This window comes from Psychrobacillus sp. FSL K6-1267, from assembly GCF_038003265.1.
Classification (GTDB): Bacteria; Bacillota; Bacilli; order Bacillales_A; family Planococcaceae; genus Psychrobacillus; species Psychrobacillus faecigallinarum.
In genome coordinates this window covers 83,513-105,872 of sequence record NZ_JBBOOR010000002.1, presented here as the reverse complement: position 1 = coordinate 105,872, position 22,360 = coordinate 83,513, and the positions used below count along the sequence as shown (strand labels likewise).

Annotated in this window: 22 protein-coding genes; 11 read left to right on the top strand and 11 right to left on the bottom strand. The window is 33.5% G+C overall.

Features of this window, described 5'->3' with window-relative positions; all coding sequences use genetic code 11:
* Positions 1 to 63 precede the first annotated feature (63 nt).
* From MHB55_RS22000 to MHB55_RS21960, 9 genes are all read left to right on the top strand, one after another.
* Complete coding sequence (locus tag MHB55_RS22000) at positions 64 to 378, top strand: hypothetical protein (RefSeq protein WP_340845196.1); 315 nt, start codon at positions 64 to 66, stop codon at positions 376 to 378.
* Between the two features lie 188 nt (positions 379 to 566).
* Positions 567 to 1,385, top strand: a complete 819-nt coding sequence (locus tag MHB55_RS21995) for a hypothetical protein (protein WP_340845197.1) — start codon at positions 567 to 569, stop codon at positions 1,383 to 1,385.
* A gap of 327 nt (positions 1,386 to 1,712) precedes the next feature.
* The gene (locus MHB55_RS21990) at positions 1,713 to 2,072 is read left to right on the top strand and encodes a hypothetical protein (protein WP_340845198.1); all 360 of its coding nucleotides are present in this window, start codon (positions 1,713 to 1,715) and stop codon (positions 2,070 to 2,072) included.
* Between the two features lie 87 nt (positions 2,073 to 2,159).
* Positions 2,160 to 2,480 carry a PrgI family protein gene (locus MHB55_RS21985; RefSeq protein WP_340845199.1) on the top strand — a complete coding sequence of 107 codons (321 nt, stop codon included), beginning with the start codon at positions 2,160 to 2,162 and terminating at the stop codon, positions 2,478 to 2,480.
* Between the two features lie 11 nt (positions 2,481 to 2,491).
* Positions 2,492 to 3,397, top strand: a complete 906-nt coding sequence (locus MHB55_RS21980; protein ID WP_340845200.1) for a hypothetical protein — start codon at positions 2,492 to 2,494, stop codon at positions 3,395 to 3,397.
* Positions 3,351 to 5,465: a VirB4 family type IV secretion system protein gene (locus MHB55_RS21975; protein WP_340845201.1), complete on the top strand. Its 2,115-nt coding sequence runs from the start codon at positions 3,351 to 3,353 to the stop codon at positions 5,463 to 5,465. Before MHB55_RS21980 ends, MHB55_RS21975 begins: the two co-directional genes overlap by 47 nt.
* A 29-nt stretch (positions 5,466 to 5,494) precedes the next feature.
* Complete coding sequence (locus MHB55_RS21970; protein WP_340845202.1) at positions 5,495 to 8,776, top strand: hypothetical protein; 3,282 nt, start codon at positions 5,495 to 5,497, stop codon at positions 8,774 to 8,776.
* Positions 8,777 to 8,780: 4 nt separating this feature from the next.
* On the top strand, positions 8,781 to 10,691 hold the full coding sequence (locus tag MHB55_RS21965; RefSeq protein WP_340845203.1) for a peptidoglycan DD-metalloendopeptidase family protein: 1,911 nt from the start codon (positions 8,781 to 8,783) through the stop codon (positions 10,689 to 10,691).
* Positions 10,692 to 10,707: 16 nt separating this feature from the next.
* Positions 10,708 to 11,361 carry a hypothetical protein gene (locus MHB55_RS21960; protein ID WP_340845204.1) on the top strand — a complete coding sequence of 218 codons (654 nt, stop codon included), beginning with the start codon at positions 10,708 to 10,710 and terminating at the stop codon, positions 11,359 to 11,361.
* Between the two features lie 270 nt (positions 11,362 to 11,631).
* Here MHB55_RS21960 and MHB55_RS21955 read toward each other — a convergent pair whose 3' ends face one another.
* The 6 genes from MHB55_RS21955 to MHB55_RS21930 all read right to left on the bottom strand — a co-directional run bounded on the left by MHB55_RS21955 (position 11,632) and on the right by MHB55_RS21930 (position 17,961).
* On the bottom strand, positions 11,632 to 12,192 hold the full coding sequence (locus tag MHB55_RS21955; RefSeq protein WP_340863998.1) for a hypothetical protein: 561 nt from the start codon (positions 12,190 to 12,192) through the stop codon (positions 11,632 to 11,634).
* A 12-nt stretch (positions 12,193 to 12,204) separates the two neighbouring features.
* Positions 12,205 to 13,527 carry a hypothetical protein gene (locus tag MHB55_RS21950; protein WP_340845206.1) on the bottom strand — a complete coding sequence of 441 codons (1,323 nt, stop codon included), beginning with the start codon at positions 13,525 to 13,527 and terminating at the stop codon, positions 12,205 to 12,207.
* A 134-nt stretch (positions 13,528 to 13,661) separates the two neighbouring features.
* Complete coding sequence (xerS, locus tag MHB55_RS21945) at positions 13,662 to 14,792, bottom strand: tyrosine recombinase XerS (protein WP_340845207.1); 1,131 nt, start codon at positions 14,790 to 14,792, stop codon at positions 13,662 to 13,664.
* Positions 14,758 to 15,342 carry a hypothetical protein gene (locus MHB55_RS21940; RefSeq protein ID WP_340845208.1) on the bottom strand — a complete coding sequence of 195 codons (585 nt, stop codon included), beginning with the start codon at positions 15,340 to 15,342 and terminating at the stop codon, positions 14,758 to 14,760. Before MHB55_RS21940 ends, xerS begins: the two co-directional genes overlap by 35 nt.
* Before the next feature lie 219 nt (positions 15,343 to 15,561).
* Positions 15,562 to 17,247, bottom strand: coding sequence for a hypothetical protein (locus tag MHB55_RS21935; RefSeq protein WP_340845210.1), 1,686 nt, complete (start codon positions 17,245 to 17,247; stop codon positions 15,562 to 15,564).
* Positions 17,248 to 17,298: 51 nt separating this feature from the next.
* Positions 17,299 to 17,961, bottom strand: coding sequence for a hypothetical protein (locus MHB55_RS21930; RefSeq protein ID WP_340845211.1), 663 nt, complete (start codon positions 17,959 to 17,961; stop codon positions 17,299 to 17,301).
* Positions 17,962 to 18,078: 117 nt separating this feature from the next.
* On the opposite strand from MHB55_RS21930, the gene MHB55_RS21925 reads away from it, so the two are divergent.
* Positions 18,079 to 18,330 (top strand): hypothetical protein, encoded by a 252-nt coding sequence (locus MHB55_RS21925; RefSeq protein ID WP_340845212.1) that lies wholly within the window; start codon positions 18,079 to 18,081, stop codon positions 18,328 to 18,330.
* A gap of 415 nt (positions 18,331 to 18,745) precedes the next feature.
* On the opposite strand, the gene MHB55_RS21920 is transcribed toward MHB55_RS21925, so the two are convergent.
* Together MHB55_RS21920 and MHB55_RS21915 are read right to left on the bottom strand one after the other, a co-directional pair.
* Positions 18,746 to 19,012 (bottom strand): hypothetical protein, encoded by a 267-nt coding sequence (locus tag MHB55_RS21920; protein WP_340845213.1) that lies wholly within the window; start codon positions 19,010 to 19,012, stop codon positions 18,746 to 18,748.
* Between the two features lie 146 nt (positions 19,013 to 19,158).
* The gene (locus MHB55_RS21915; protein ID WP_340845214.1) at positions 19,159 to 19,431 is read right to left on the bottom strand and encodes a transition state regulator Abh; all 273 of its coding nucleotides are present in this window, start codon (positions 19,429 to 19,431) and stop codon (positions 19,159 to 19,161) included.
* Between the two features lie 529 nt (positions 19,432 to 19,960).
* On the opposite strand from MHB55_RS21915, the gene MHB55_RS21910 reads away from it, so the two are divergent.
* A complete protein-coding gene (locus MHB55_RS21910; RefSeq protein WP_340845215.1) occupies positions 19,961 to 20,743 on the top strand; it encodes a hypothetical protein in 783 nt (260 codons plus the stop codon).
* Between the two features lie 204 nt (positions 20,744 to 20,947).
* Here MHB55_RS21910 and MHB55_RS21905 read toward each other — a convergent pair whose 3' ends face one another.
* From MHB55_RS21905 to MHB55_RS21895, 3 genes are read right to left on the bottom strand one after another with little or no spacing between them, the layout of a single operon-like run.
* Complete coding sequence (locus tag MHB55_RS21905) at positions 20,948 to 21,220, bottom strand: hypothetical protein (RefSeq protein WP_340845216.1); 273 nt, start codon at positions 21,218 to 21,220, stop codon at positions 20,948 to 20,950.
* On the bottom strand, positions 21,204 to 21,695 hold the full coding sequence (locus MHB55_RS21900; protein WP_340845217.1) for a hypothetical protein: 492 nt from the start codon (positions 21,693 to 21,695) through the stop codon (positions 21,204 to 21,206). The genes MHB55_RS21905 and MHB55_RS21900 overlap by 17 nt, the downstream gene beginning before the upstream one ends.
* Positions 21,696 to 21,735: 40 nt before the next feature.
* Entirely contained in the window at positions 21,736 to 22,161 is a 426-nt protein-coding gene (locus tag MHB55_RS21895) for a hypothetical protein (RefSeq protein WP_340845218.1), read from the bottom strand.
* Between the last annotated feature and the right edge of the window lie 199 nt (positions 22,162 to 22,360).

Genomic DNA, 22,360 nt, shown 5'->3' with positions numbered 1-22,360 from the left:
TTTCTTTAAGAAGGTAATAATAGATATTTGGCGAATAGATATTAAAGTTTGGAGGTGATGTTTTTGAAGAAGGTAATTATAGGATTATGTATAGTTGTATCTGGATTTATCCTCTTTATCGTACAAAATGAATTTGAAGAGAACGAGACTGCAAATGGTCTTGATAAGATGTTTTCTGGTCAAATTTTTGAGGACGCACAAGAGGAATTTACTGTACAAGCTATGGGTTTAAGTCCTGAAGAAAAAGTCATTACAGTTAGAATTGAAAAAACACAATATAAAGAACAAGCAGAGGAATACTTTAGAGACATTTTAGATTCTCATGATATGAAGAGTTATGAACTTGAGGTCTTTGCTGATGATTTAACTTTACAATAAAGAGATTTGTGAAAATATACTGAAAGTAACGAATGGAGTCACTTATAACTGAGTAGGGTGGATAAGGTTATTTATGACTTTGAACATAGGTTAATAGAATGTAATTTATTGGAAGAAACTAGACTATAATTTGTTATTCTATTCCTGTAAGACTATCAATAAAATCATAATTTAAAAGAGGAGAATAGATGAGACAATTTTACAAAGATAATAAATGGATTATTCCTATTTTAACGTTGATTTTATTTTTTCCTGTGTGTCTAAATATCTTTTTTATATATGGAGATTTAAATACGGGAAAAGATTTAAGGAATGTTGAATGGTTAGCGTTTTGGGGAAGTTATCTTGGAGGGGCAGCAACCTTAATTGCAGTGTGCTTAACATTAAGCCAAAATATGAAGTTTTTTAAACAAAATGAAAAGATTTTTATTCAGAATCAAAAAAGTTTAATCTTTCAAGAGGAGCGTTCAAGAATAGCTCTTATGCCGTATATAGAAGTAATGGTATCTCTTGATGAAGATATGAGTTTGCATAAAACAAAACTTCATCCTCCTAATGGTTTTATAACCCTCTCAAACAATAATGATAATAAAAGATTTAGTTCTAACTTCCCCAATAAATATCATAAGTCTATTGAGTCTGGATGGATCGAGGAAAGTATTGGTAATGGAGTTGAATCGTTACGTCGTGCTAATCACAACTTTATACGGTTAGTTATGACACAAAAAGCACCTTCGCTCGCAAGAAACATTCAGTTATCTGTTTGTGTGATTGAAGGTGGGGAAGAAAAAAGAATATACCTTCATCCTCCTTTTGTATTAGCCACTATGGAGAAAGTCAAACTACCAATATTCTTCGACGAGAATTGGGGCGAAGGGGAATATAAATTTATCGTATCTTTTGAAGATATTGAAGGACGGGGCTATGAGCAGTTCTTTACTATTCATCATAAAAAAAGTCTCAATTATAGCTTCAATGCTATCAGCGAACCGAAACTGACAAATTAAAGCAATAATTAAATAAAATAAAGCTGTATTTAAGGAATTGTCCTTAAATACAGCTTTATTTTATTATAGGATTTGTTTGTTATGAAGTTGTTTTCTGAAGGGGAGAAGACGTAAATTACTAGATATATAATTTTCCAAAAGGATATTGCACAAAATAGGAAAGTTAGTTAAAATAGGAATCAAGTTAATAAAACCGAATGGGAATACCCCACTCTAAACATGTTTCAACAACACGTATTATACGTGTTTGTTAAATTTGCATGTTTAGAGTGGGGTATTTTTTTTGTTTTATTAACCTACTTACAGATACAAAAGGGAGGTAAGTTGATGAAAGGTTTAGTAAAAGGAATCGGAACCACAATTTCAGCTGCAGCTTTGGCATTATTTATCTCTGCCCAAAGTGCATCTGCCCATGTTAAGAAGGCTTTCACTGATGCAGGTATCAAAGATACTGGTAGTATAGACGGCCTGTATGACGATCTAAACTCCGCATTAGGAGTTGTCATTATGATTGGTGTTATCTGGTGTATTTTTTGGTTGATTGTAGCTGCTCTTACGTTAGCTGGAAGTAACGGTAACCCTCAAAAACGTAACGTTGGGATTAGTGCAATTGTGTTCGTTATTATAGGTATCTTTGTACTTTACAAATCGTACGACATCGCTGGATGGGCTACTGGTCTGGGGTAAGGGTATCTACTCCAAAGGAAAAGCATTTTCTCTTCTTTTAATACAAGAGAAGATGCTTTTTTAATCTAAAAGAGAGGAGCCACATAATTGAGAGTTGAGAAAGTACCAATAGATATGTCAAGTGAACAGAAAGAAATACTAGGAATCGTATCGAAGAGGCAGGTTTTATATTTAGTCGTAGGAATACTGGTGTTGTATTCATACGTGCCAAAACTATTTATGTTTGTATTGCCTTTAGGTATTGTTCTCGCTTTGCTAGTAACCATTATCGCCGCATTACCAGTACTTACTATCGTAGGTTTCTTAGGATTTTACGAAGTAAAAGAATACAACATGAATCGAGATTACTATTATTACATCAAATTGACTAGAAAGACACAATACGGTTCCTGGAGAAAAGGAAGATAGGAGGTAAATTTTTGAAAGATATTCTCTTTTTATTGGCAATATCTCTAGCAGGCTATATTTTGGTCAGGATTCTTTTAAAAGAACCAATCCTACCGTGGAAGGAAAAGAAAGCTTCAGCTTTTGTTCCGAAGCCTAAAAAAAAGAATAAGAAAAACAAGTCATCTACAAATCCTCTTGAGGAAGAGGAAGCAGCACCTTTTAGTGATTTATTTCCTAATGTGAAAACAGTTGCCAACCACATGATTCATTTTTCTGACAATCGCTTTGTAATGATGGCAGAGGTAGAATCCGTCAATTACTTTTTGTTGGATGAAGATGAACAAGAAGCCATAGATACAGTTATTGAAACTTGGACTGCTCAGATTAGCTATGATGTACGTCAATACCTTCAAAATCGGTTTGTTGATTTAACTGAACCGATTTTAGAGATTAAAAAGACAATGGAACGAGAAGATACCTTGAATGAGGAGGCACGTACATTTGGACAAAATATGATTAGAGACTTGGAGTTATGGCAGAAATCAACTCCCAGATATGATACAAAAAGATACATTTTGTTTGAAATGCAAGTGGATCCAAATGATATAAAACTTCATGAGGAAGACGATATGCAAGAAAGAATAATAGACAAAGCCTTTCAAGAGTTATACCGCAGAGTCACTACTGCTAAAAATCAGTTAAGAAGAGCAGATGTGTTTGTTGAATTGCTGAGTACAGATGGAATTTGTGAAGTGCTATATTACGCTTTCAATCGTCGAAAAGCTTTAAAGAATCGTTATAGCGATATAGAGGAACATGAAATGCTATCTCTATATGTAACTGCAGACACACCAACTAAACGGATTATTAAAGTGAGAGGGGAGTTAGAGCGTGTTCAAAAAGAAGAAAGAGAAAAGAGCGAACAAGCAGCTGGATAATATTGATTCAAACGAGTCCACTTCTGAAGAACCTTCTTTAAGTGAACTGGAAGAAAGTATAGAAACTCCATTAGATATTAAACCTGACTTTTGGGATGTCATATCTCCGGAAGGAATAAAGATAAATAAAATTTGTGATGATCACGGAATTATGAAGCAATCACTTGGTACAAAAACATATTTTCGTCCTTTTTATATTCCAAGAGATGGCTATCCTCGTAAATTAATGACCAACTGGATTTCTACCCTTACCTCAACTGGGGAAACGGATCTTATGATAGACATTCATAAACTCTCTAAAAGTGGAGCTATGAGGATGCTTCAAAAACAAAATACAATTATTAAAGCTAATTTAGACTTTCAATTGAAAAGAGGAAACCAGGATTCTGTCATTGATAATAGGACAAAAATAGAGGATACAGAGATTCTTATGGAAGAAAGTCAATTTAATGAAAATGATTCCTATTTAGTTTCTGTCAAAGGAGTTATGTATGCAGATTCTGAGAGGGAACTAGATAAGTACAGTGAGTTTATAGAGGACTCGATGTCTTCCAAACACATGAAAATTGTCTCCACTTGGGGAAGAGTAAAGAAAGGTCTTCGCTCTGTTACGCCATTCAGTAACAACGAAATTAAAGACTCTGTACGGAATATAGACAGAAGAGCACTTTCTACTTTTTCAACCTTTATCAGTGGTAATGGCCGGTTTAATGGCGGTATACCTATCGGTATTAATAAGATAACCGGTCAAAAAGAGTTCTTTAATGCGTTTGGAACACAGAATTATCGTCCGGATAATTATAATATGGCTATATTCGGAATATCAGGTTCAGGTAAGTCGTTAGGAATGAAACTGCTCCTTGCAAGGGAGACAACTGGTTTAGGAGTTTATTCAAGAATAATAGACATTGAGGGAGAATTTGTTTCTATTGTTAAAAGGCTTGGAGGCGTGAATATCACCTTATCAGAGGAAAGTGATATAGTCCTGAATCCTTTAGCAATGAATGTTACAACTATACCTTATGAAGAGGACGACGAAGAGTTAGAGCTATTGGAGGATGAGGATGCTCGTGAGTATTTTGAAAAGGATGGGAAAAAGTATATTTCCTTTGTGCCTTTAAGACAGAAAATTAATGAAACAATTGACTTCTTTGACATCATATGTCGAGGTAAAAACCAAGAAGATGATGGAATAAATGTTTTCGAACGTAATTTCGTTGAAGAAGCAATGAAGTATTTATTCGGACCAGATAGATTTAATTATACTACTCACCCATCTTCCTTATATGAAAAAGGAATACAAGATATAGATGGAAAGATAATTCAATCCATGGTAAGAAAACCAGAACCAACTATTAGTGATGTTTATAATTACCTTTTGGACCACTACAAAAATGAATACAATGCGGAGCGTTTATTAGCAGCAATTAGGCCTTTCCTCAGAGACGGTTCTAAACCAATATTTGATGGACAAACCTACTTAGGGAAAAATACAGATTCTATTGATATTCATACTGCTAGACTGATCAACTTTAATTTAAAGCATTTAGATGAAGGGTTTTTACGTCCCATAGCTTACCATGTCGTTTTAAACTACACATGGGAATATTTTATGAAAAACGTAGACAATGAGATGCTAAAGAAAATTGTATATGCTGATGAATTTTGGAAATTTGTTGATAATGAACAAACTGTATCATTTGGTGAGAATATCGCCCGTCGTGCAAGAAAAAGAAATGGTGGCTTTAGAATTGCCTCACAGGATTTTGTCCGTATTTTAGAGTCTAAGAAAGCTCGAGGGATTTTACAAAACACACATTCCTATTTCTTCTTAAAACAAAATAAAATTGACCTTGCAGAAATTCAGAAAAATTTTGATTTATCAAAAGGAGAACTTAATATCCTCTTCCAAAATCCAGACAAAGGGGAAGGTATCTTACGTATAGGCCGTTCATCTGTACATTTACAGACCGATCCATCTGCTGAAGAGATAGAATTTATTGAAAGTAATGCTGCGGTCTTAGCGGAGTCCAAAAAACGTAGACAGTTTATGAGTAGGTCCTCTTGATAAAGATTTTGGGGAAAGGGGGGAATTAAGTGCAATTTGTTGCTGATAAAATTAATGATATTTTAGAGGCTATATTTGTTTGGATCGTGGAGAGTATCAAGAAACCATTTGAGTCTCTTAACTCTCTCAAAGAATTAGTATTCGGAAAAGCAGGAAACGGTGAATTGGTCTGGGGTACTTTTCATCCCTCTGATTTAACAGATGCTTTAGTGCCGGTCTATTATTCAATAGCCACCATAGCAGGATTCGTATTAATCGCGTTTATAGCAGTTCATGCAATGCGTATAGCGAAGGCTAGCATTAATCCTGGTCGTCGTAATGAGATGATACACTTCTTTTTTGACTTAGGAATAGTTTCGATTGTCCTACTTAATCTACAGACATTTTATGATTTACTTTTCCAAATTAATGGAGGAGTAGTAAGTATATTTAGTGGATCTTATGAAAGTAATCTAGATACACTAAATGACCAACAGTTTGATGATGGACTGGAAGGTATTTTAGGGTTTTTGTTAGTTCAATTAGTATTACTTGGATTAATGATATGGGCTAACTTTTATTACTTTATGCGTAAAGTAACACTTATTATATTAATGGCCATGGGTCCATTAATGTTAGTGTTCTATTTAAACCCTAAATTCAAGCCTATTACTGGTTCTTGGATGAAGGAGCTTATCGGTTCTATATTTGTGCAAGCAATTCATGCTTTTGTATTTTGGGTTGTCGCTACACTTTCTGCTACTAGCGATGGACTTATAGAAACCGTTATCCTTTATGCTATCTTTATTCCTATTTCAGAAAGTCTAAGAGGACTAATAGGAATGGGAGGCGGTATGCAAGGCACTCTATCTAAAGCAGGAGCTATGATGGGTATGGGAGCACTTGCTGGTGTGTATGGAGCTGCCAAAGGAGCAATGGGTGGCCAAAATGTAATGGATGCTGTAAAAGGTGCAGCAAAAGGTGCCAAAGGTCAAATTGGTGGAGAAAAAGGTGAAAATGGAGATCCAAAGGATATAAAAAATACGCTAGGGTCAAATCCTGGTAGCGATATAGGTACTACTTATAAAGCAGACAAGATGCTTAAAGCTGGTGACATCTTTAGTAGAGCAGGAAAGGCTACTATGGGAGCAGCTGGAGCAATAGCAGGTATGGGACTAGGTCCAGTTGCCTCTATGACAGGTGCAAGTATAGGTACTGTTGGTGGAGATATAGTCGGAGGAGCAGTAGGTAGAGGAGGAGCTGCTTTGGTACAAGGTATCGGAGATCGAATAAGCAAAGGGAAAGAAGCTATTAAAAATAAGCAAGGTCTGCAAAATACAGGCTTTGAAGATGGTTTGGCTAACTCTATTGCTAATCGTGAGACAACTAGTTGGGCAGATTCACACAAAGCATCTGTCATGAGTGATCTACAAGAAAGGTTTCCGAATGCATCACCTAAGGAATTAGAATCCCATTTTAATGATATAAAAACAGCGAAGAAAGAAGAATTTAAACAGCAGGCTAAAAGCAATATAGCTTCTCTTAAATCAAGTGGCGGAAATATGGCTAGTGGTAATGCTATGGTAAATGCTTCTTCCTCTGCAATGGCTGAAAATTGGGGCTCTGCTAACCAACAATCATTTAATGAAGCATATGATAAAGAAAATTTAAACGGACAAGCTTATACTCAGGATTACTTAGCCAAACGTTCCAATGCATTTGCAAGTAAAAAAGCGGAGATGAAAAATGCATTTGCTGACATAGGGAATCAGTATGTTTCAAGGAATGCCGTGAATGGTACAGAACCAATTTCAAAAGCAGGATTCCAAAAACATATGAGCAATGCAGTAGCTGGGATGGAAGGTGTAGGTAATGCAAGTGAACTTATCAGTGCGAGTGATAGTGCAATAAATCATGTCACTGGTGCTAATCTGATGAGGGCAGATGGGAAACCAAATACAGGATTCATTGTTGGAGGTTTAGCTGCTCAGAAAACGAATCAAATGAGACAAAGTTATATTTCTTCTCAAACGGCTAAAGGTATTAGTGAAAATGATGCTTCTAGAGATTGGCAACAAAATCATCAAGGAAACGTGCATTCAGCCAATGTAGCAACCTTTTCAGATAGTCTAAATTCAGCTAACAAGGGTCTACAAATGACTGCCAATTCCAGTAGCATAATGGGTAAAATAGCGAACAGTAATACAGCTGCTTTTGTTTCTGGAGCAACAGGTTTTGCTTCTTTAAAACAAGTAACTTCGTCAGCAGCACAGGGTGCTTCTGTAGCACTTAATACAAATAGCGGGGGCAGTTTCACTCAACAGGTAAAAGCAGCAGTACAAGGCGGATTTTCTGAGGTTGTACAACAACAAGGTGGAGTAATTGAAGCCCAACAAAAATTACAAAATATGAGTGGTTACGCATTAGGTACAGTTATGGGTGTCAAAGGCTACCAAATTGGGAAACAGGCTGCTACTTCCATTTCTCCATTTATGTCACGTGTACAAGAAAATATTAGTACGCCTAGTGAAGTAATGCAAATGGCTAGGACGGTTACAGATTCCAATGGCAATGTTCAAGTTGCTCCTGGTGCAATTCGCCAAGTTATAACACAAGACAGTTCTTATATTGAAGTACAAACAAAGAGTGGCACGACTCAAATGGTATCTAGAAAAGGTGCTGGTCATAGTGGATTGAAACAAGGGGAAGTCGTATATCAGGACTTACAAGTAAGTAACGATTCGTTAATGCCTATGGCTTCCAAAAGTGGTCAATCATCTGCATATCGATTAGATAGTGGTGGAGCTAGAATTCCTTCTAGAGTGCAAGTGACACAAAATCCAGTTTCTTTATTAAGTGATAGTGTTCAAGGTTCTATGAAAGCTGCTCCAATTCAGAAGGCCCAATTACCAATATTTAACCACCAAGTAGAGAGTGGTCAGTTCTCTGTTGAAGATTTAGGAAGTAAAGGATTTGAAAACGTACAAGTAGTAATGGAGAAAAATAGACAATTTGTTACGGCTAATAAAGAGGGAATTACTTATCGAGTATCACCTATTTTTGCAGGAGATACACGGATGGGTTCGAATGAGACTATTCAAATACCAGTTACAGTTAGCGGTTCTCAATTGAAACCAGAAAGTATTCCTAATAGCTTAAATGCAGTTGCAACAAGTGAAGGAAAATTTTATTACTCCACACATCGTTTCGATGATCTTATCGTGGGATTAGACGAGATAATGCCATCTAAGTACCAGGAACATGCAAGTCGTTCCGTTGCTCGCAGAGAATACCTTGATTCAGTTAGAAGAAAACAAGGGATATTGGGGTGATTAGATGAATAATGAGGAACAAGAACAAAGGAAACCCACGATAATTGAACAAAAAGGAAAACAATTAATTCGTAAAAAAGGAGCAGCTGTTGCAAAGAAAGCAGCAAAATTGGCGGCTAAATTAGCCGTCAAGGCTGCTGTAGCTCTTACAAAATTACTTGTTAGTGCACTAGCATACATAGGAGGTCCAGTCTTACTAGGAATTGCTGCTGTGGGTTTACTAGTGTTGGTAATTTATATGATTGTCACCCTGTTTTATTCTAACGCTCCTGAAGCCTTGGATGAGGAAGCTTTAGGATTAAGAAATCATATCGTCGCCGTAGCAGATGCAACTGTAGATATGTCACGTCCTGAACAAGTAAAGTATCGAGTACCTCATGAGTTAATTATTGCTGCTTTACAATTATACGATTCAGGTGAATATGGAGTGTCAGAAAAAGAAGCAGCTTCTATAATGGCAAAAACTTTGGCACCGCTGTTTACTTATGAAAAATATGAGGGACATATAGAAAATGTAATAACGACTTGTGTAGACGGTTCATGTAGTACGGCTACAGAGAAGATACCTTTTATTCTTGAACCTTTGGTATATGTAGAAGCCTGGAATGTAATTATGGAGGCAACTGTTACTCCTTATACAACGGAGTGGCAAACCTCTACTAGTTCATCTACTACCTATGAGTCAAGAGAAAAAACAGGACCAGATGGAAAAGTAATCCCCAATGAATATGAAGCAGTTCCAGTAACTACAACAGTAACTAGAAAATCTCGCTCTCATACTTTTTTAGTGGACGAAGTAGAAACAGAAGATTATACCTATTATGATCGTGTCCTATCACAAGAGCCATTTGGTTATGGATTACAGGATAAGCTAATAGTTGAAGCGATGTATGAGGTTACAGGGGGATACATCAATTATACAGGCTGGTTGACTGGAAACTCTCTTATTGGTTTTGACGGTGTTGTAACTCCTGGAGCAGGAGTGCCCTTAGAATTTATGGAGTATTACCTTGCTGCAGAGAAGAAATACAAAGTGGATTGGTACTACATAGCAGCTATTCACTTCGTAGAAACTGGGTTTTCTACTCACCCTACCATGATCTCTAGTGTAGGTGCTGAAGGACACACACAGTTTATGCCTTGTACTTGGCTTGGATGGTCATATCCTGCTTGTGGAGGCGTAGGGTATGCAGATATTCCACCTTCTATAAAAACTGATCCATTTCAAATAAAGAAATATGGTGGTCTAGGAGTAGATGGTAATGGGGATGGGAAAGCCGATCCGTGGAACGTAGTAGATGCTATATTTTCAACAGCTAATCTATTAAGCAAAAATGGGTTTTCCAAAAACATAGATTCGGCAATAAGGGCATATAACCATTCCGACACTTACGTAACAAAAGTAAAGAATAAAGCAATGGAACTAAAAAACTCTTCCTCCTATGCAGCTGGAGATGGAAAAATACCAGCATTGGCACCTGGTTCCTTTATGCGTCCTGCAGTAGGTAGTATTTCTTCTAAATATGGCCCTAGAAATTTGAAAAATGGTTTCCATTATGGGGCTGACATTCAAAATAGTACAGGTACCCCAATAGTGGCTATGGCAGATGGAAAAGTAATTAAACAGTATTCCGGATGCACGAATAACGGAAGCCTCTTAAGTAAATGTGGAGGTGGTTGGGGAAATCATGTGTACATTGAACACGTAGTTGGAGGTCATAAATTTGTAGCCGTTTACGCTCACTTTTCCAAAACAATAGCAACAACGGGTCAAACTGTTAAGCAAGGACAGGTTGTGGGTGCGATGGGGGCAAGTGGAAGTGTTACTGGAGTCCATCTTCACATTGAATTACACAACGGCTCTTATAAACGTCCCCAAAACGTATTAAATCCTGCTTTGTATATTCCATTGTAAAGAGAGGAAGGATTAAATGGAGAGAAAACGTTTGTTGATAGCCTTGTTCATACTTCTATTTATCCTTCTTCTCCTTTATCTCCTATTAGGAAAGGATACTGCTCCTAAATTAACAGATAAAGTAGAAGTAATAAACAAGGATCCCATGGAAATTACAGAGGTAACGGAAAAATCAAAGCATATTGATGAGTTCATATTATCTAAAATACCTAATGGCGAGAATATTTTTTTTAAAAGAGAACAGCATATGCCTCATTCTGAAGAAGATAAAGTAACACTTGTAGACTTGAAAAAAGAAACCATCCAATTTGTATATTCTTCATTTGTCTTACAAGATTTAGATCAGTTAACTGTAGCTTTTTCTTCTGAATCTATTCGTTCCTTACAAGACAATCAGGAAAGTGACAAACAAGAAGATTTATTGCAAAAGTTAACCAAATTTCTTCAATTGATGAACAGGAATGGTATGTTGGAGAAAATAGATTACCAATTTGAAATAGACAAATACAAACAAGAAACCAATAAGGGATTAATGAATGTTTATTATACAGACAACCTTCAAATCTCTATAGATATTGAGGTTCAGCAAGTAGGAGATGATGAACACTTAGCCTATGAAATTATTACTCCTTTAAAAAATTTTGAGGAAATTATATTAAAGGCTAATTAAAAAAAGGTTCACCCCTTTTTAAAAATTAGGGTGAACCTTTTTCCGTTTGTAAAATATTTAAAAGTATTCCAAATTAAGTATATTTAGTTCATAATATAATTAATATGGACTACAAAGGAGGGAAGTAAATATACCTATGTCTTTAATCTATATGGAACTTGTTAAATTAGTCGATGATTATTATAAATGTGATAACGAAACAGTAAGAAGTCAAATACTTGGCGATATTCAACTACTTACTGAAGCGGTGTGTAGTGTAGAAACAGTATCTTACGAATGATATACCCTGTGTTTCATTAGGTTCCAGGAGTTATAATAAGCAATGATGGTCATATGGGTAGGTAGCTGCTTTTCTTTTGCAAGCAAATTCCATTCCTTGACTGTCGGTGGTTTTGAAGGAAAATTACTCTTAATGAGCTCTTTTAATTTATCCTCGTCCCATTTAATTGTTCCTCCCGCTCCCGTTTGCTCCTCCATAAACTCTTTTCCTAAATAACGTTCAAATGTTTGAAATGTTGGTAGTTGGTTTTCTGAAGCAAACATATTCCAATCATATATATTTGTAAATTTAGACTTATAGTTATCTAAAATCTCCAGTAGTTGCTCTGAAGTGTATTTTACGGGTCTATGGGCTTTAGCTTGCTCTAGTGAAAAAGCTTCTTTAGTTAAATTCCAACTTCCAAAATTTTTAATAAGCGTAGAGGAATGAGGTAGCTGATGTTGTTTCGCATACTCATTCCACGCTTTAGTACTTGTTAAATGCTCTTTATGTTCTTGAAGAAGTAATAACAAGCTATCTTTGTCATACAAATTTTTTCTGTTTCTACCCAATTTATATTCTCCTTACACATCCTGTACAATCCAGTTGATTGCCCATTGTTTATTAGCGTTCGCATAAGCGATAATACGTTCTTTTACATCAGCAGCATACAAAGGAGCAAAAGTATCAGCATTTGGAACTTTTGAGACTAAATCATTGTAATATCCAGTATAACCCCATTCTTTATCATCTGTGTTATTTGGATATGCATAAGGGATTAAATACATAGCTATATGTGTTTCTCTAATAGCTTGTTTAACATTTTCTTTCTTACTCACATCTTCGAAAAATACTTCCATTCGGGCGGAATCAATGTGATACACGTTGAGGTGATCTAAAACCACAGACATTACTTCTGCTCCATCAATAACTCTAGGAGAAACAGAATAACCATCCCAAACAAACTCAATTTCTATGGCTGGAACATAGTAGTTATCAAATGTAGCTGCAGAGGGATACTTCCTGTTAAATTCAGATAGAAGGAAGTTATATAGATGCTCTCCCTTTGGAGCAGCATGATAATCTTTTGAAGATAACTGTGAACCTTCTTTATAGCAATCATCTAGGAAGTATTGAGACGCATATGCAGGTAAAGGATTAGGAAGGAGGACATAAAATTTATTTATATCTTCGCTTTCATTATCTTTGCGGAAACCAATTAACCAGTCTTTATCGGTATCAATTGACGCTACTGCTCTATTTAAGTATGCATATGTTTTATTTTTGTTTTCTACTCCGACCATCTCAGGCTGATACCATAACTCTAGCTTACTATTCTCTCTAATTGATTGTTCTTCAAATAAGCGAAACATTTTAACGTTTTCATATTCATGTTGGTATTTCTTAAGTAAACCATTTAATGCTTTATCCTTGCTGTATGCTTGTTTCATAGTTGTAGGCTTTATATAACCATTTTCAAGGTTGGCTTTTTGCTCTTGTTTCTGTTGACGCTTAGCCTTGATAAAGAAGGGAAGTACCACTGGAAAGAATAAGACAAATAGCAAAGTTCCTAGTACTAGGGAGCCAAAATTAGTCTGACCAAATAATAATAAAAGAATGCTCAAAGCTAATAACAAGCAACAAATCAAACCAATTAGCACAATACATACAAAAATAAACAAAGCTATATATATTACAGTTAAGGTAGGAATACCATTTGCTACTAGCCCTAGCTTATTCGCTAATTCTACCGCTCCAATTTTATTAAATAGAGGATAGAACCAATCATTCCATTTAACAGCCACTAAAAGTATAGACAAGAAACCCATAATTCCTGCTAAACCGGCTGATTTTTGAATATCATACTGTTGCTTAGCTCCTGCTAGCCATAATAATTCGTTTATCATACTTGAACCCCCAATACTCACTTTTATATAAAGTAATGTTATTTTATAAAATATAACATAACATATTGGTTGAATATAGTCAATTAGTAGTAGTGGGGATGAAAGTACGGACTATATCGGAAGGGTTTTAAATTTTATTCTTCTAATTCATCTATTTCTTGGACCTCTGAAATAGACATCCTATTTAAAACAATCCTCTGCTCCTGTTGAGATAGGTTGGTGTAGAGGGTGGTGGTTTCAATCGTATTATGGCCTAACTGATCTCGTAAGCCTATCAATGAGCCGTTATTATCTAACCAACTATTAGCAAAAGAATGGCGTAATTTATGGGGGCTTAATCTTTTACCCTCTAGGAACGCTTCAGAATACTTATTTATAAGACTTTGAATCGTTCTTACTCCAATAGGGTTTGCAACCCCTTTGTATTTAGAAACAAAAACATATTTGTTTTTCTTATCAGGCTTATAAACCTCTTCTCTAACGTCTAAATAGGCTCTTAAATCCTTTAAAGCAGCAGGGGTGAGGCTAACTGTATCTAAATCATTTCCCTTCCTTACAACGTTAATATCTCCTTGTTGAAGGTCTATATCAGTTAGGAGCAATCCAGCTAGTTCATTTACACGAATACCACTGCCTAAAAAGAGGGAGATAATAGCTGTGTCTCTATAGCGGTCACGTTCAAATCTCTTTTGATTAGCAGGCGATAAGCCAAGAGCATAATAATGCTTCACAAATTCTAAGAAGCCTTTCATTTGTTCATTATTAAGTATAGTTGTATTTATACGTTTAGCTCTTCGTGCTGCCGTTTCCTGTTTCTTAGGTGTTTTTATTTTAGCCATAACGTTACGGTAAAAGTAACATTCTCCGTCTCCTTTTTCACTCTCCGTGGTTAGATAATTGAATAAAGACTTAAGAGATTGAATAAAACGCGTTACGCTTGCATTAGATCTTTGAACGAATACGTCTTTCGACTTTTCAATTTTAACGTCTGTTAGTTTTTCAATAAAAAATTCTACATCTATTTTAGATAATTTCTCTAGGTCTTCATAAGGTACTTCTTTTGGCTTTTTAGCTTTAGTCTTACCTTCTTCGCAAATCCATTTAAAAAACTCCTTATAATCATGCAAATAACCACTTAATGTAATGGGGGAGTATCCATTACGCTTTTTTGCTCGAACATATTCGGAAACATAATAAGGTAATTCTTTTAATGCACGTTCTATATGCTGCTCAGCTGATAAGGTCTTTCTTGTAGGTGCTGGCAATTTTATCTCCTCCTTTTACTATAATTTCTAATTCAAATAGCTCTAATTTTTTAAACCAATGTTCCTTAGTTTTAATCGCATCTGTTCTTCTAAGAATCAACTGTATAATTGTCTTGTAATAGTTTAAGAGAGAGATCAATGGCAGCTTGGCAGTAATTTGCCGACCACTATATACTTTCTTTTCTTTAATTTCTACATTTAAATTACAATCTCGAATTAATCTTTTTAACAAAGTATAGAAGAGTTTATTCGTGTTAGTGTAATAAGTTGTTTCTTCAGGAGTGTTTTCATATAAGTTTAAAAAACCATCTTTGAACCATAATGTTAGACAATCATAAATCTCTTTTCTTTTCTTTAATTTCCATATTTTTAAATAGGCGGTGGGGGATAACTCCATGGCAACAGCTTTTTTCTCATGGACTAAAATTAACCCAGGAGATAGTCTTTTAAATTTGCCTGATAATTCCTTTGTTAAATTCCTTAGTAAAATTACATAATCATAAAAGAATAATTTATCAAACATATAAACATATTCAGTAAGCTTGTTCATATTTCTCCTTTTCGCTCTAAATCTAATTTTAGTGCAATTATATCGCGTTAATAAATATATTAAAAGAGGAGTTAAATTTGCTAAATTTTTATCACAGTGTTATCAGTTACAAATGTGGATAATTTAGGAGTAGAATACATGGAGGGGGAAACATTATGATAGTCTATCCCCAATATTTCAAAAATCTTTTGTTTTGTATCTGAGAGAACTGACTTTATTTCAGTTCTCCTTTTTAAATTGTATTTCTTTCAATAAATCCAACCCATAAAATGTTGTAAGTAATGAAGAGGAATTAAATTGGTTTTTAAATGTATTAAAACCACCATTTTCAAAGTCTGCAAACATATAAATTATTTCCTCTAAGTTAACTTTTTCATTATCATAATCAAGAAATAAAAGAGACTTTATTATAAAATAATTTATCATCATTTCACTCTGGCCATTATAGTCAAATACGTTTTGTTTTTCATCATAAAAATTCAAGAGATAGCTTTTAATATCTTGACTCTTCGAATCCTCAAAATTAAGTAAATTTTGAGCCTCTAATGCTAATGAAATTTCAATAGGATTTTTTTCTTTGTAATTTTCAGTTATCAAACTAGAGGTCTCTATAACTAATTTTTTTAAACTCCGAGGAACATCGCTATTAATTTCTACACTTATGTAGATAGAATAAATGATATTCTCAACTTCCTTTAAATCTTCAAGCAATTTTTCGGGAGTTATTTCACCCAAATTGTCCCAATAATTGTTGAGGGTATGTTCTATAGTTTTTAAATCTTCAGTTGAAAGGTTCAATAGTTTATACCCATAGTACTTCATTTTCCAGTTATTTTCTTCTTCATTCAAAACCATCTTTTCGATATCACCAGAAGTTAAGCTTTTATCATCTTTCCCTAAAGCTTTTAAACTAAGTTCTGAAAAAATTTTTGCAGGTAAGTCTGCTCTCAAATTTTTCCTAATATAAAATCCTCCCGAAATATTGTCTTGTTTTATCAAGAGATTATTTATAACCTTATCATTATTTAAATTTAATTGCTCTATCTTACCTTCATTAAAAAATATTTCTGCCATTATATAAGTGGCAAATATTGTTCCTTTATCTTGTTTCTTTTCTGTATGAAACAAACCATCAGTTGCTTTAAATTCGGATAATTTATTCAACAACTCACGAGGCATAGTATTATTATTTAATTCATTTATCTTCGCTATATAATACAAATTAAGTAAATCTAATTGTTCTATTTCTACATTATCATAGGACCAAATCTTTGGATCTAATTGCTCCAAAGAAGGATTCACTACGTTATATTTTTTGCAAAGATAAATTAAATCATAATAATAACCTATATGAGTCTTATTAGAAAATGTTACCTCTTGTAAGTAATTTTTAATTAAATTTATAGTTGATTTGCTCAATTGGAAATTATCTCCAGTGTAAAGGTGGAAGAGATATATACTATCAAGTTTTTCTTCTACTGTGATGTCTTTTTTTAATAAATTTATGAATTCATTGTCATAATTCTTATTGAATAAATTTTGCTCACCCATCATATTTAAAATATTATTAATTTTTAATTCCTCAATAATATTATCTGGTTCATATTTGGAAACAAAAGAAATAACTTTAGATTTTTCATAATCAAAGTTTATAAGTGAAAATATTTTTATGGCATTCCATGTTTCATCTAATGATGTTTCATTGTTTAAAATACTGGAATAGTCAACATACTGATCTGTCTTTATTTCGCCTAATTTTATCAAATCATTTGTTTGTTTTGCCCATTCCTTATTTAAGTTACCAATGGTTTCTACTTCATCCGCAATATTTCCTTTTTCTATACTTGCACAGGATATCAAAAGAGTTGTTATTATTAATAATGCTATTATCTTTTTAAAAAACATATATACCTCCAAAAAAAGTGTTGCTATTAAGCAACACCTTTTAAAATTTGTTTAAAACCAAACATAAGTATCTTCAGTCCAGCTATCGTTTGCACCGCTTGGTAATTTGATATATGCTGCGTTAGAGAATATTGCATTTACACCAGTAAATGCTGTAATTTTAACATTTGAATAATTAGCTCTTGCATATTTATTACCCGGCAAATTTGAATCGGACCCGATTTGTCTTGTGGCTGATAAAAGGGACCAATTGGAACCATTAAAAGAAATCTGCGGTATAACTCCATATGCTTTAACAGATGCTGTTGATGTAACAGATGAAGGTGTTGCAGTTCCCGAATAACCGGTATATCCCCATCCAGAGAATTTATAGTAGCTGTAACCAGACCAAAAGCTAAAATCATCAATACGAGCATAAACAGTATTCATTGCACTATTCCCTAAAGTCTCACTATATGCCGTATCAGAAGTTTCAGCACCTTTATACGCAGTGGTATAGAAAGGTGTAACTTCACCTTTCTTGATGTTCTCTAACTTCTCGGCGTTCTTTTCCATAACCTTTTTAACATCATCAGGCATTACATCCTCTGGCATGTTTGAAATTTCTTCTTTTGTTAAGGGAGTTACTAAATTCTCCGCTGCAAACGCTGAAGTTCCAGAGAATATAAATCCAAATGTCAAAGTAAGTATTAGTATTTTTGCGAATTTTTTCATGTTAACTATTTCTCCTCTTCTTTAAACCAATCTTTCCTTATTCTAAAAGTAGTTGTAGTTTAATAAGATATACTGTATAAATATATTAAAAGAAGTAAAAAATGGGAGTGTGTTAAAATGTCGAACAAAGTTAAAGATTCTAAAAATAAAAATTTCGACAATTATTTCAAAAAGTTATTCCCTTTTATTTTTATACCTACCGTATTAATATTTCTATTCAATGATTCTTACATTACAAATAACCCGTTTATAGAATTAGAGGATTATGGTTCATTTTTGTTTGTTTTTTTATTTTCTTTGTTAATGGCGATAGCTGTTAGTACCTTTTTAATAGTCCTAATATGGGCATTTTCAAAAAAGGTTAACTAAAACTAAACAAATTACCTTTCTCAACAATATTTCTAGAAATTCTTTGTTTTTCTCCTTTCTTTTAGTTAATATAATGTAAAATTACCAAAGTAGATATAGGATGTTATGCAAGTTTGTGACACAAAGGGTGGAGTTGAGTAAAGACTTGTACATAAAAAGCGATAAAAGGGTTCTATTTTAAAATAAGCTTGTTATTAATTACAAGAAATAAAGACAGCATTATAAATTAATGCTGTCTTTTCTTATAGCTAAGCTAATTAACTTTTTTCGTCTTTCAAATATCCAAGGATTTCATGCTCAGAAAGAGGCAAGAACATTGTCGTGCTTTCAATGTGTAATTTAACTTTACTTCTTATTGTTTTGCAATCTACAATTTCATATATTATCATCAGTTTTGATATATCCACTATATGCCTCAGTCCAATAGTCTATCTTCATATCCGTTACTTCGAGCTTGTGTTGCAGTGGAAGACTTAAAGCCTTGGGGAGAGCCAGCTACTGAAATATGATTTACGTAAGTAACAGGGATAGTTTTTTTATTAACTCCAGTAACAATTCCTAATTTACCATCGGTGGATTCTATAGTTAGTCCAGCAAATACCTTTTTCAATGAAAGAACATCAAATTCATAAACTCCGTAAGTAATCGAAGGGAAAATCCCATTAGAAAGTTGTTCAGCCATTGCTTTTTTTGCATTTTACTAGTAGTTCTTCATTGTTATTTCCTGATACTTTAAAACTTGTAGTTGCAAGAGTTAATGAAAATTTTTATAAAATCGCACTAAATTTGAATTAAGCGCAAACTTAATTCGCAAATTAAAAAATTAAATTATTCAAGAGATTGACTTTCTAATTCATCTAATAGTTGGTACATCCCTTCTTCGCTAACTAACATACCAGGTAATAATTCTTTTAGTTCAGATGATTCTTTTCCAGTAACAAAACAAACGGGCAGGTATTTCTTTAAAATAATTTGTTCGCCTTTACGATAAATTTCTACCTCGTCAGTATTTACATTAACATTAATTTTGTGAAAGATATTAATAGGTATTCTGATTTTTCCTTGCTTATTGATTCGAATAACTTTCCCAGTGAAATACAAAGAAATCCCCCCATGTTGTAAGGTCAATTATTCATTTTTTTACTTTTAAAAAGTAATTTCTCATTTATCTACACTCCTTACTTATAGAATTAGATGTAGTGATTTATCCCCTCCTAGTTATATATTATAAAATAATATTATATTATAAAGTGTAACGCGTCAACTTTTAACAATAAAAAAAGAAACCCTATATAAGATTATAAGGATTCTTTTAATATTTATTAGGATATAAACCTCATTTTTCGTTGATCGGCGCTTGAATAATTCGGTAGAATGATTGTAAATCAGAACTTTTTCACCCACCTTGCTTATTCGTTAAATAACAGCTGTTGTAAATACAGAGATACCCCTTTTGGATTTATACACTCTTTTCTAAAGAGATTATAAATAGCTTTTTAGATGCCCACATTTTATTATTAACTATCTTTATAAGGATAAAATGAATTTAATTCCCAATTTTAATGGCTGCGTGCTATTATATAAAAAGAACGTATATTCTTATTTGTTTTAAGAAGGAGGAAACAATTTCATGGAAAATTTTAAAGAGTTATTTTCTATTATCCCATTCATAACATTATTCGGATTTTCTATTACATTCATGAAAGTGATTGTAAATTTCATTAACGCAAACGAAATTGATAATTTATTAAAAACGCCTTGGAAAAAATTTATTGATTCTCTTGCAATCTCTTCTTTACTTTCTTTAATAACTATAAGCATGATTATTTCTGAATTCTACACAGAAGAATTTAAAGATGAAATTATTAATCATCCAACTGACTTTCTTATTCTTATTTTTGTCCTGTATTTGTTAATTTCTTTCGTGTTATTTATGCTCGGTTATTTTTTTATCAGTATCACGAAATTATTATGGAATACCAATGCTTACTATATTGTTGATAAAAACGGAGAAGAATGGAAGGTTGAAAAGGCCTTAGATCATAATAGAATTTATGTAGTTAGAGACCACTTAACGAAAATAGTAGATATAGATAGCTCCTATTCCATAAAAAAAGCCATCATACCAAATAGTAAAGTACAGAATTTGTTTAATTTATTGGACAAAATCCAACACTTTAAAATAATTTCTTTTGCAATTTTTTTATCATTAGTTATGGGATTTAGCATTTTATTCTTTTTAAATATTAATAATAAAGTTTCTTTTGGTACCATATTACTTCTCACTATCGTTCTCCTCGTCATAATTGTTCAAGGCTATAACGATTATCTTTATAATAAAAAGAATGAGACGGAATCTGAAGTACCTAATAATGAACTTGAAAATTTAGATTCAAATCCAGCTAATACCTAAAACTAGCAAGGTAACATTGAAAGGGGTTATACCACTACCTAGAAATATCAATTTCTACCGATAATCATGGGTCTGTTTATTACAATGTCATTTATATAAACCCTTAAGCATACTTCTACAGATATAGAGGCTGAAGATGTTGGAATTCAATATTAAAAATGTTCTTAGAACATATCGATAATACACCTTTAATTTATGACTGTATTAATAACTTTGATTTAAATTATAACGCTTTGGCCAATCCACAAATTTTATGTTATCTTCTCCCCTTCCGTCTGCGCCTGATACCCATAATTCAATCTTTACTTTTGGTACTCCTAACTCCAATAGGTAAAAAAGACAGGCCATGCTGTCTTTTCCACCACTTTCACTTTTTATTATATGGTTGTAGTCACTTAAGCTTAGTAGTTCAATACTTTTTCTGTGTTCAGGAGTTTCTAACTCAAATCCCACTTCACAATCAAAATTTAGCTGCATAGTTGTCCTCCGAAACTAAATTTTTATCGAGGTTTAAACAACTGCAGATTTCCGAAGTAAATGTAAATAATAGATGTCTATTATTTACATTTTTTAGAAATTTAATCGCCTCTAGTAAGGAGAATTTAAATACGCTAGAAATTTTTCTAATTGCTTTCAATCTATCGACGTTTGATAAATTAGCATAAGTAGCAACTTTAATATTGAAAATTTCAATATCATAATCTTCTAAGATCTCGCCGTACTCATCTTGTTCACCAGTTGGCAAACACACGTAAAAATGAGTCCCTTCATCATCTCCGCACCAAATGGTAAATTTATTAAAGTCATCGGAACATTTATTATAGAGAGTTATAGTGCCTGCCTCTATACAATCCTCCCAATAGTAATCAAACTCATAATACACTAAGGCATAATGATGAAAATCCCCCGAAATTATAATGTTTTCCTCACTTTTTATCGCGTTCTTATTCATATACTAACACCCTTTCTCCCAGTTTTATTACGCTTCTAACTCATAAATCCTCTAATAAATCTTGTTCACTGGCTGATACGTGACAGTAATTAGCCTCACAATGAACAGAACTAGCACTGTTAACAGGCGTACTTGTTCCTTCCCGAAACAAAAAACCATGTTTGTAAGGTTCATAAGAAACCACCTGGTCTAATTCGCTAGGACAACTTTGGTTAACGCTTACTACCTTGCCTCTCACAAAAGTATGTACTTCTTGCTTCTCTTTACGTATAGCAGATTGACGGCCAGCTTCACCTACAATAAATTCACAATTTGTAAGAGTAACCGAACTACAATGAGCTGAAACTAATTTATTAGCAGCACAACGGATACTAAAAGCATTTTCTACATTCAAATTCCAATAAACTTCAACTGTTTCACCGAACTTAAATGTTCTTCCTCTGTATCTTTTAAAAAATTGCTCCATACTACACACATCCTTTTCTTTTTTTACATTCAATTATTTTTATGAACGCAAAAAGCCCTTGGACTGTCTGATTTACACAGTAAACAACCTGTGTTACACAAACGCCCAAAGGCTAATATTAATCGTCACCGTAGAATCACTCGATAAGAGGATTTACAAAAGAAAGAAAAATAATTGAATATATTTATATTTTAAAGGA

Excerpts from the sequence above, each read along its gene's own strand:
- MHB55_RS21950 (WP_340845206.1), bottom strand. The coding sequence starts at position 13,527 with ATGATAAACGAATTATTATGGCTAGCAGGAGCTAAGCAACAGTATGAT.
- MHB55_RS21910 (WP_340845215.1), top strand. The coding sequence starts at position 19,961 with ATGGAAAATTTTAAAGAGTTATTTTCTATTATCCCATTCATAACATTA.
- MHB55_RS21990 (WP_340845198.1), top strand. The coding sequence starts at position 1,713 with ATGAAAGGTTTAGTAAAAGGAATCGGAACCACAATTTCAGCTGCAGCT.
- MHB55_RS21940 (WP_340845208.1), bottom strand. The coding sequence starts at position 15,342 with ATGAACAAGCTTACTGAATATGTTTATATGTTTGATAAATTATTCTTT.
- MHB55_RS21960 (WP_340845204.1), top strand. The coding sequence starts at position 10,708 with ATGGAGAGAAAACGTTTGTTGATAGCCTTGTTCATACTTCTATTTATC.
- MHB55_RS21995 (WP_340845197.1), top strand. The coding sequence starts at position 567 with ATGAGACAATTTTACAAAGATAATAAATGGATTATTCCTATTTTAACG.
- MHB55_RS21925 (WP_340845212.1), top strand. The coding sequence starts at position 18,079 with ATGTCGAACAAAGTTAAAGATTCTAAAAATAAAAATTTCGACAATTAT.
- MHB55_RS21905 (WP_340845216.1), bottom strand. The coding sequence starts at position 21,220 with ATGCAGCTAAATTTTGATTGTGAAGTGGGATTTGAGTTAGAAACTCCT.
- MHB55_RS21930 (WP_340845211.1), bottom strand. The coding sequence starts at position 17,961 with ATGAAAAAATTCGCAAAAATACTAATACTTACTTTGACATTTGGATTT.
- MHB55_RS21895 (WP_340845218.1), bottom strand. The coding sequence starts at position 22,161 with ATGGAGCAATTTTTTAAAAGATACAGAGGAAGAACATTTAAGTTCGGT.
- MHB55_RS21900 (WP_340845217.1), bottom strand. The coding sequence starts at position 21,695 with ATGAATAAGAACGCGATAAAAAGTGAGGAAAACATTATAATTTCGGGG.
- MHB55_RS21935 (WP_340845210.1), bottom strand. The coding sequence starts at position 17,247 with ATGTTTTTTAAAAAGATAATAGCATTATTAATAATAACAACTCTTTTG.
- MHB55_RS21920 (WP_340845213.1), bottom strand. The coding sequence starts at position 19,012 with ATGGCTGAACAACTTTCTAATGGGATTTTCCCTTCGATTACTTACGGA.
- MHB55_RS21965 (WP_340845203.1), top strand. The coding sequence starts at position 8,781 with ATGAATAATGAGGAACAAGAACAAAGGAAACCCACGATAATTGAACAA.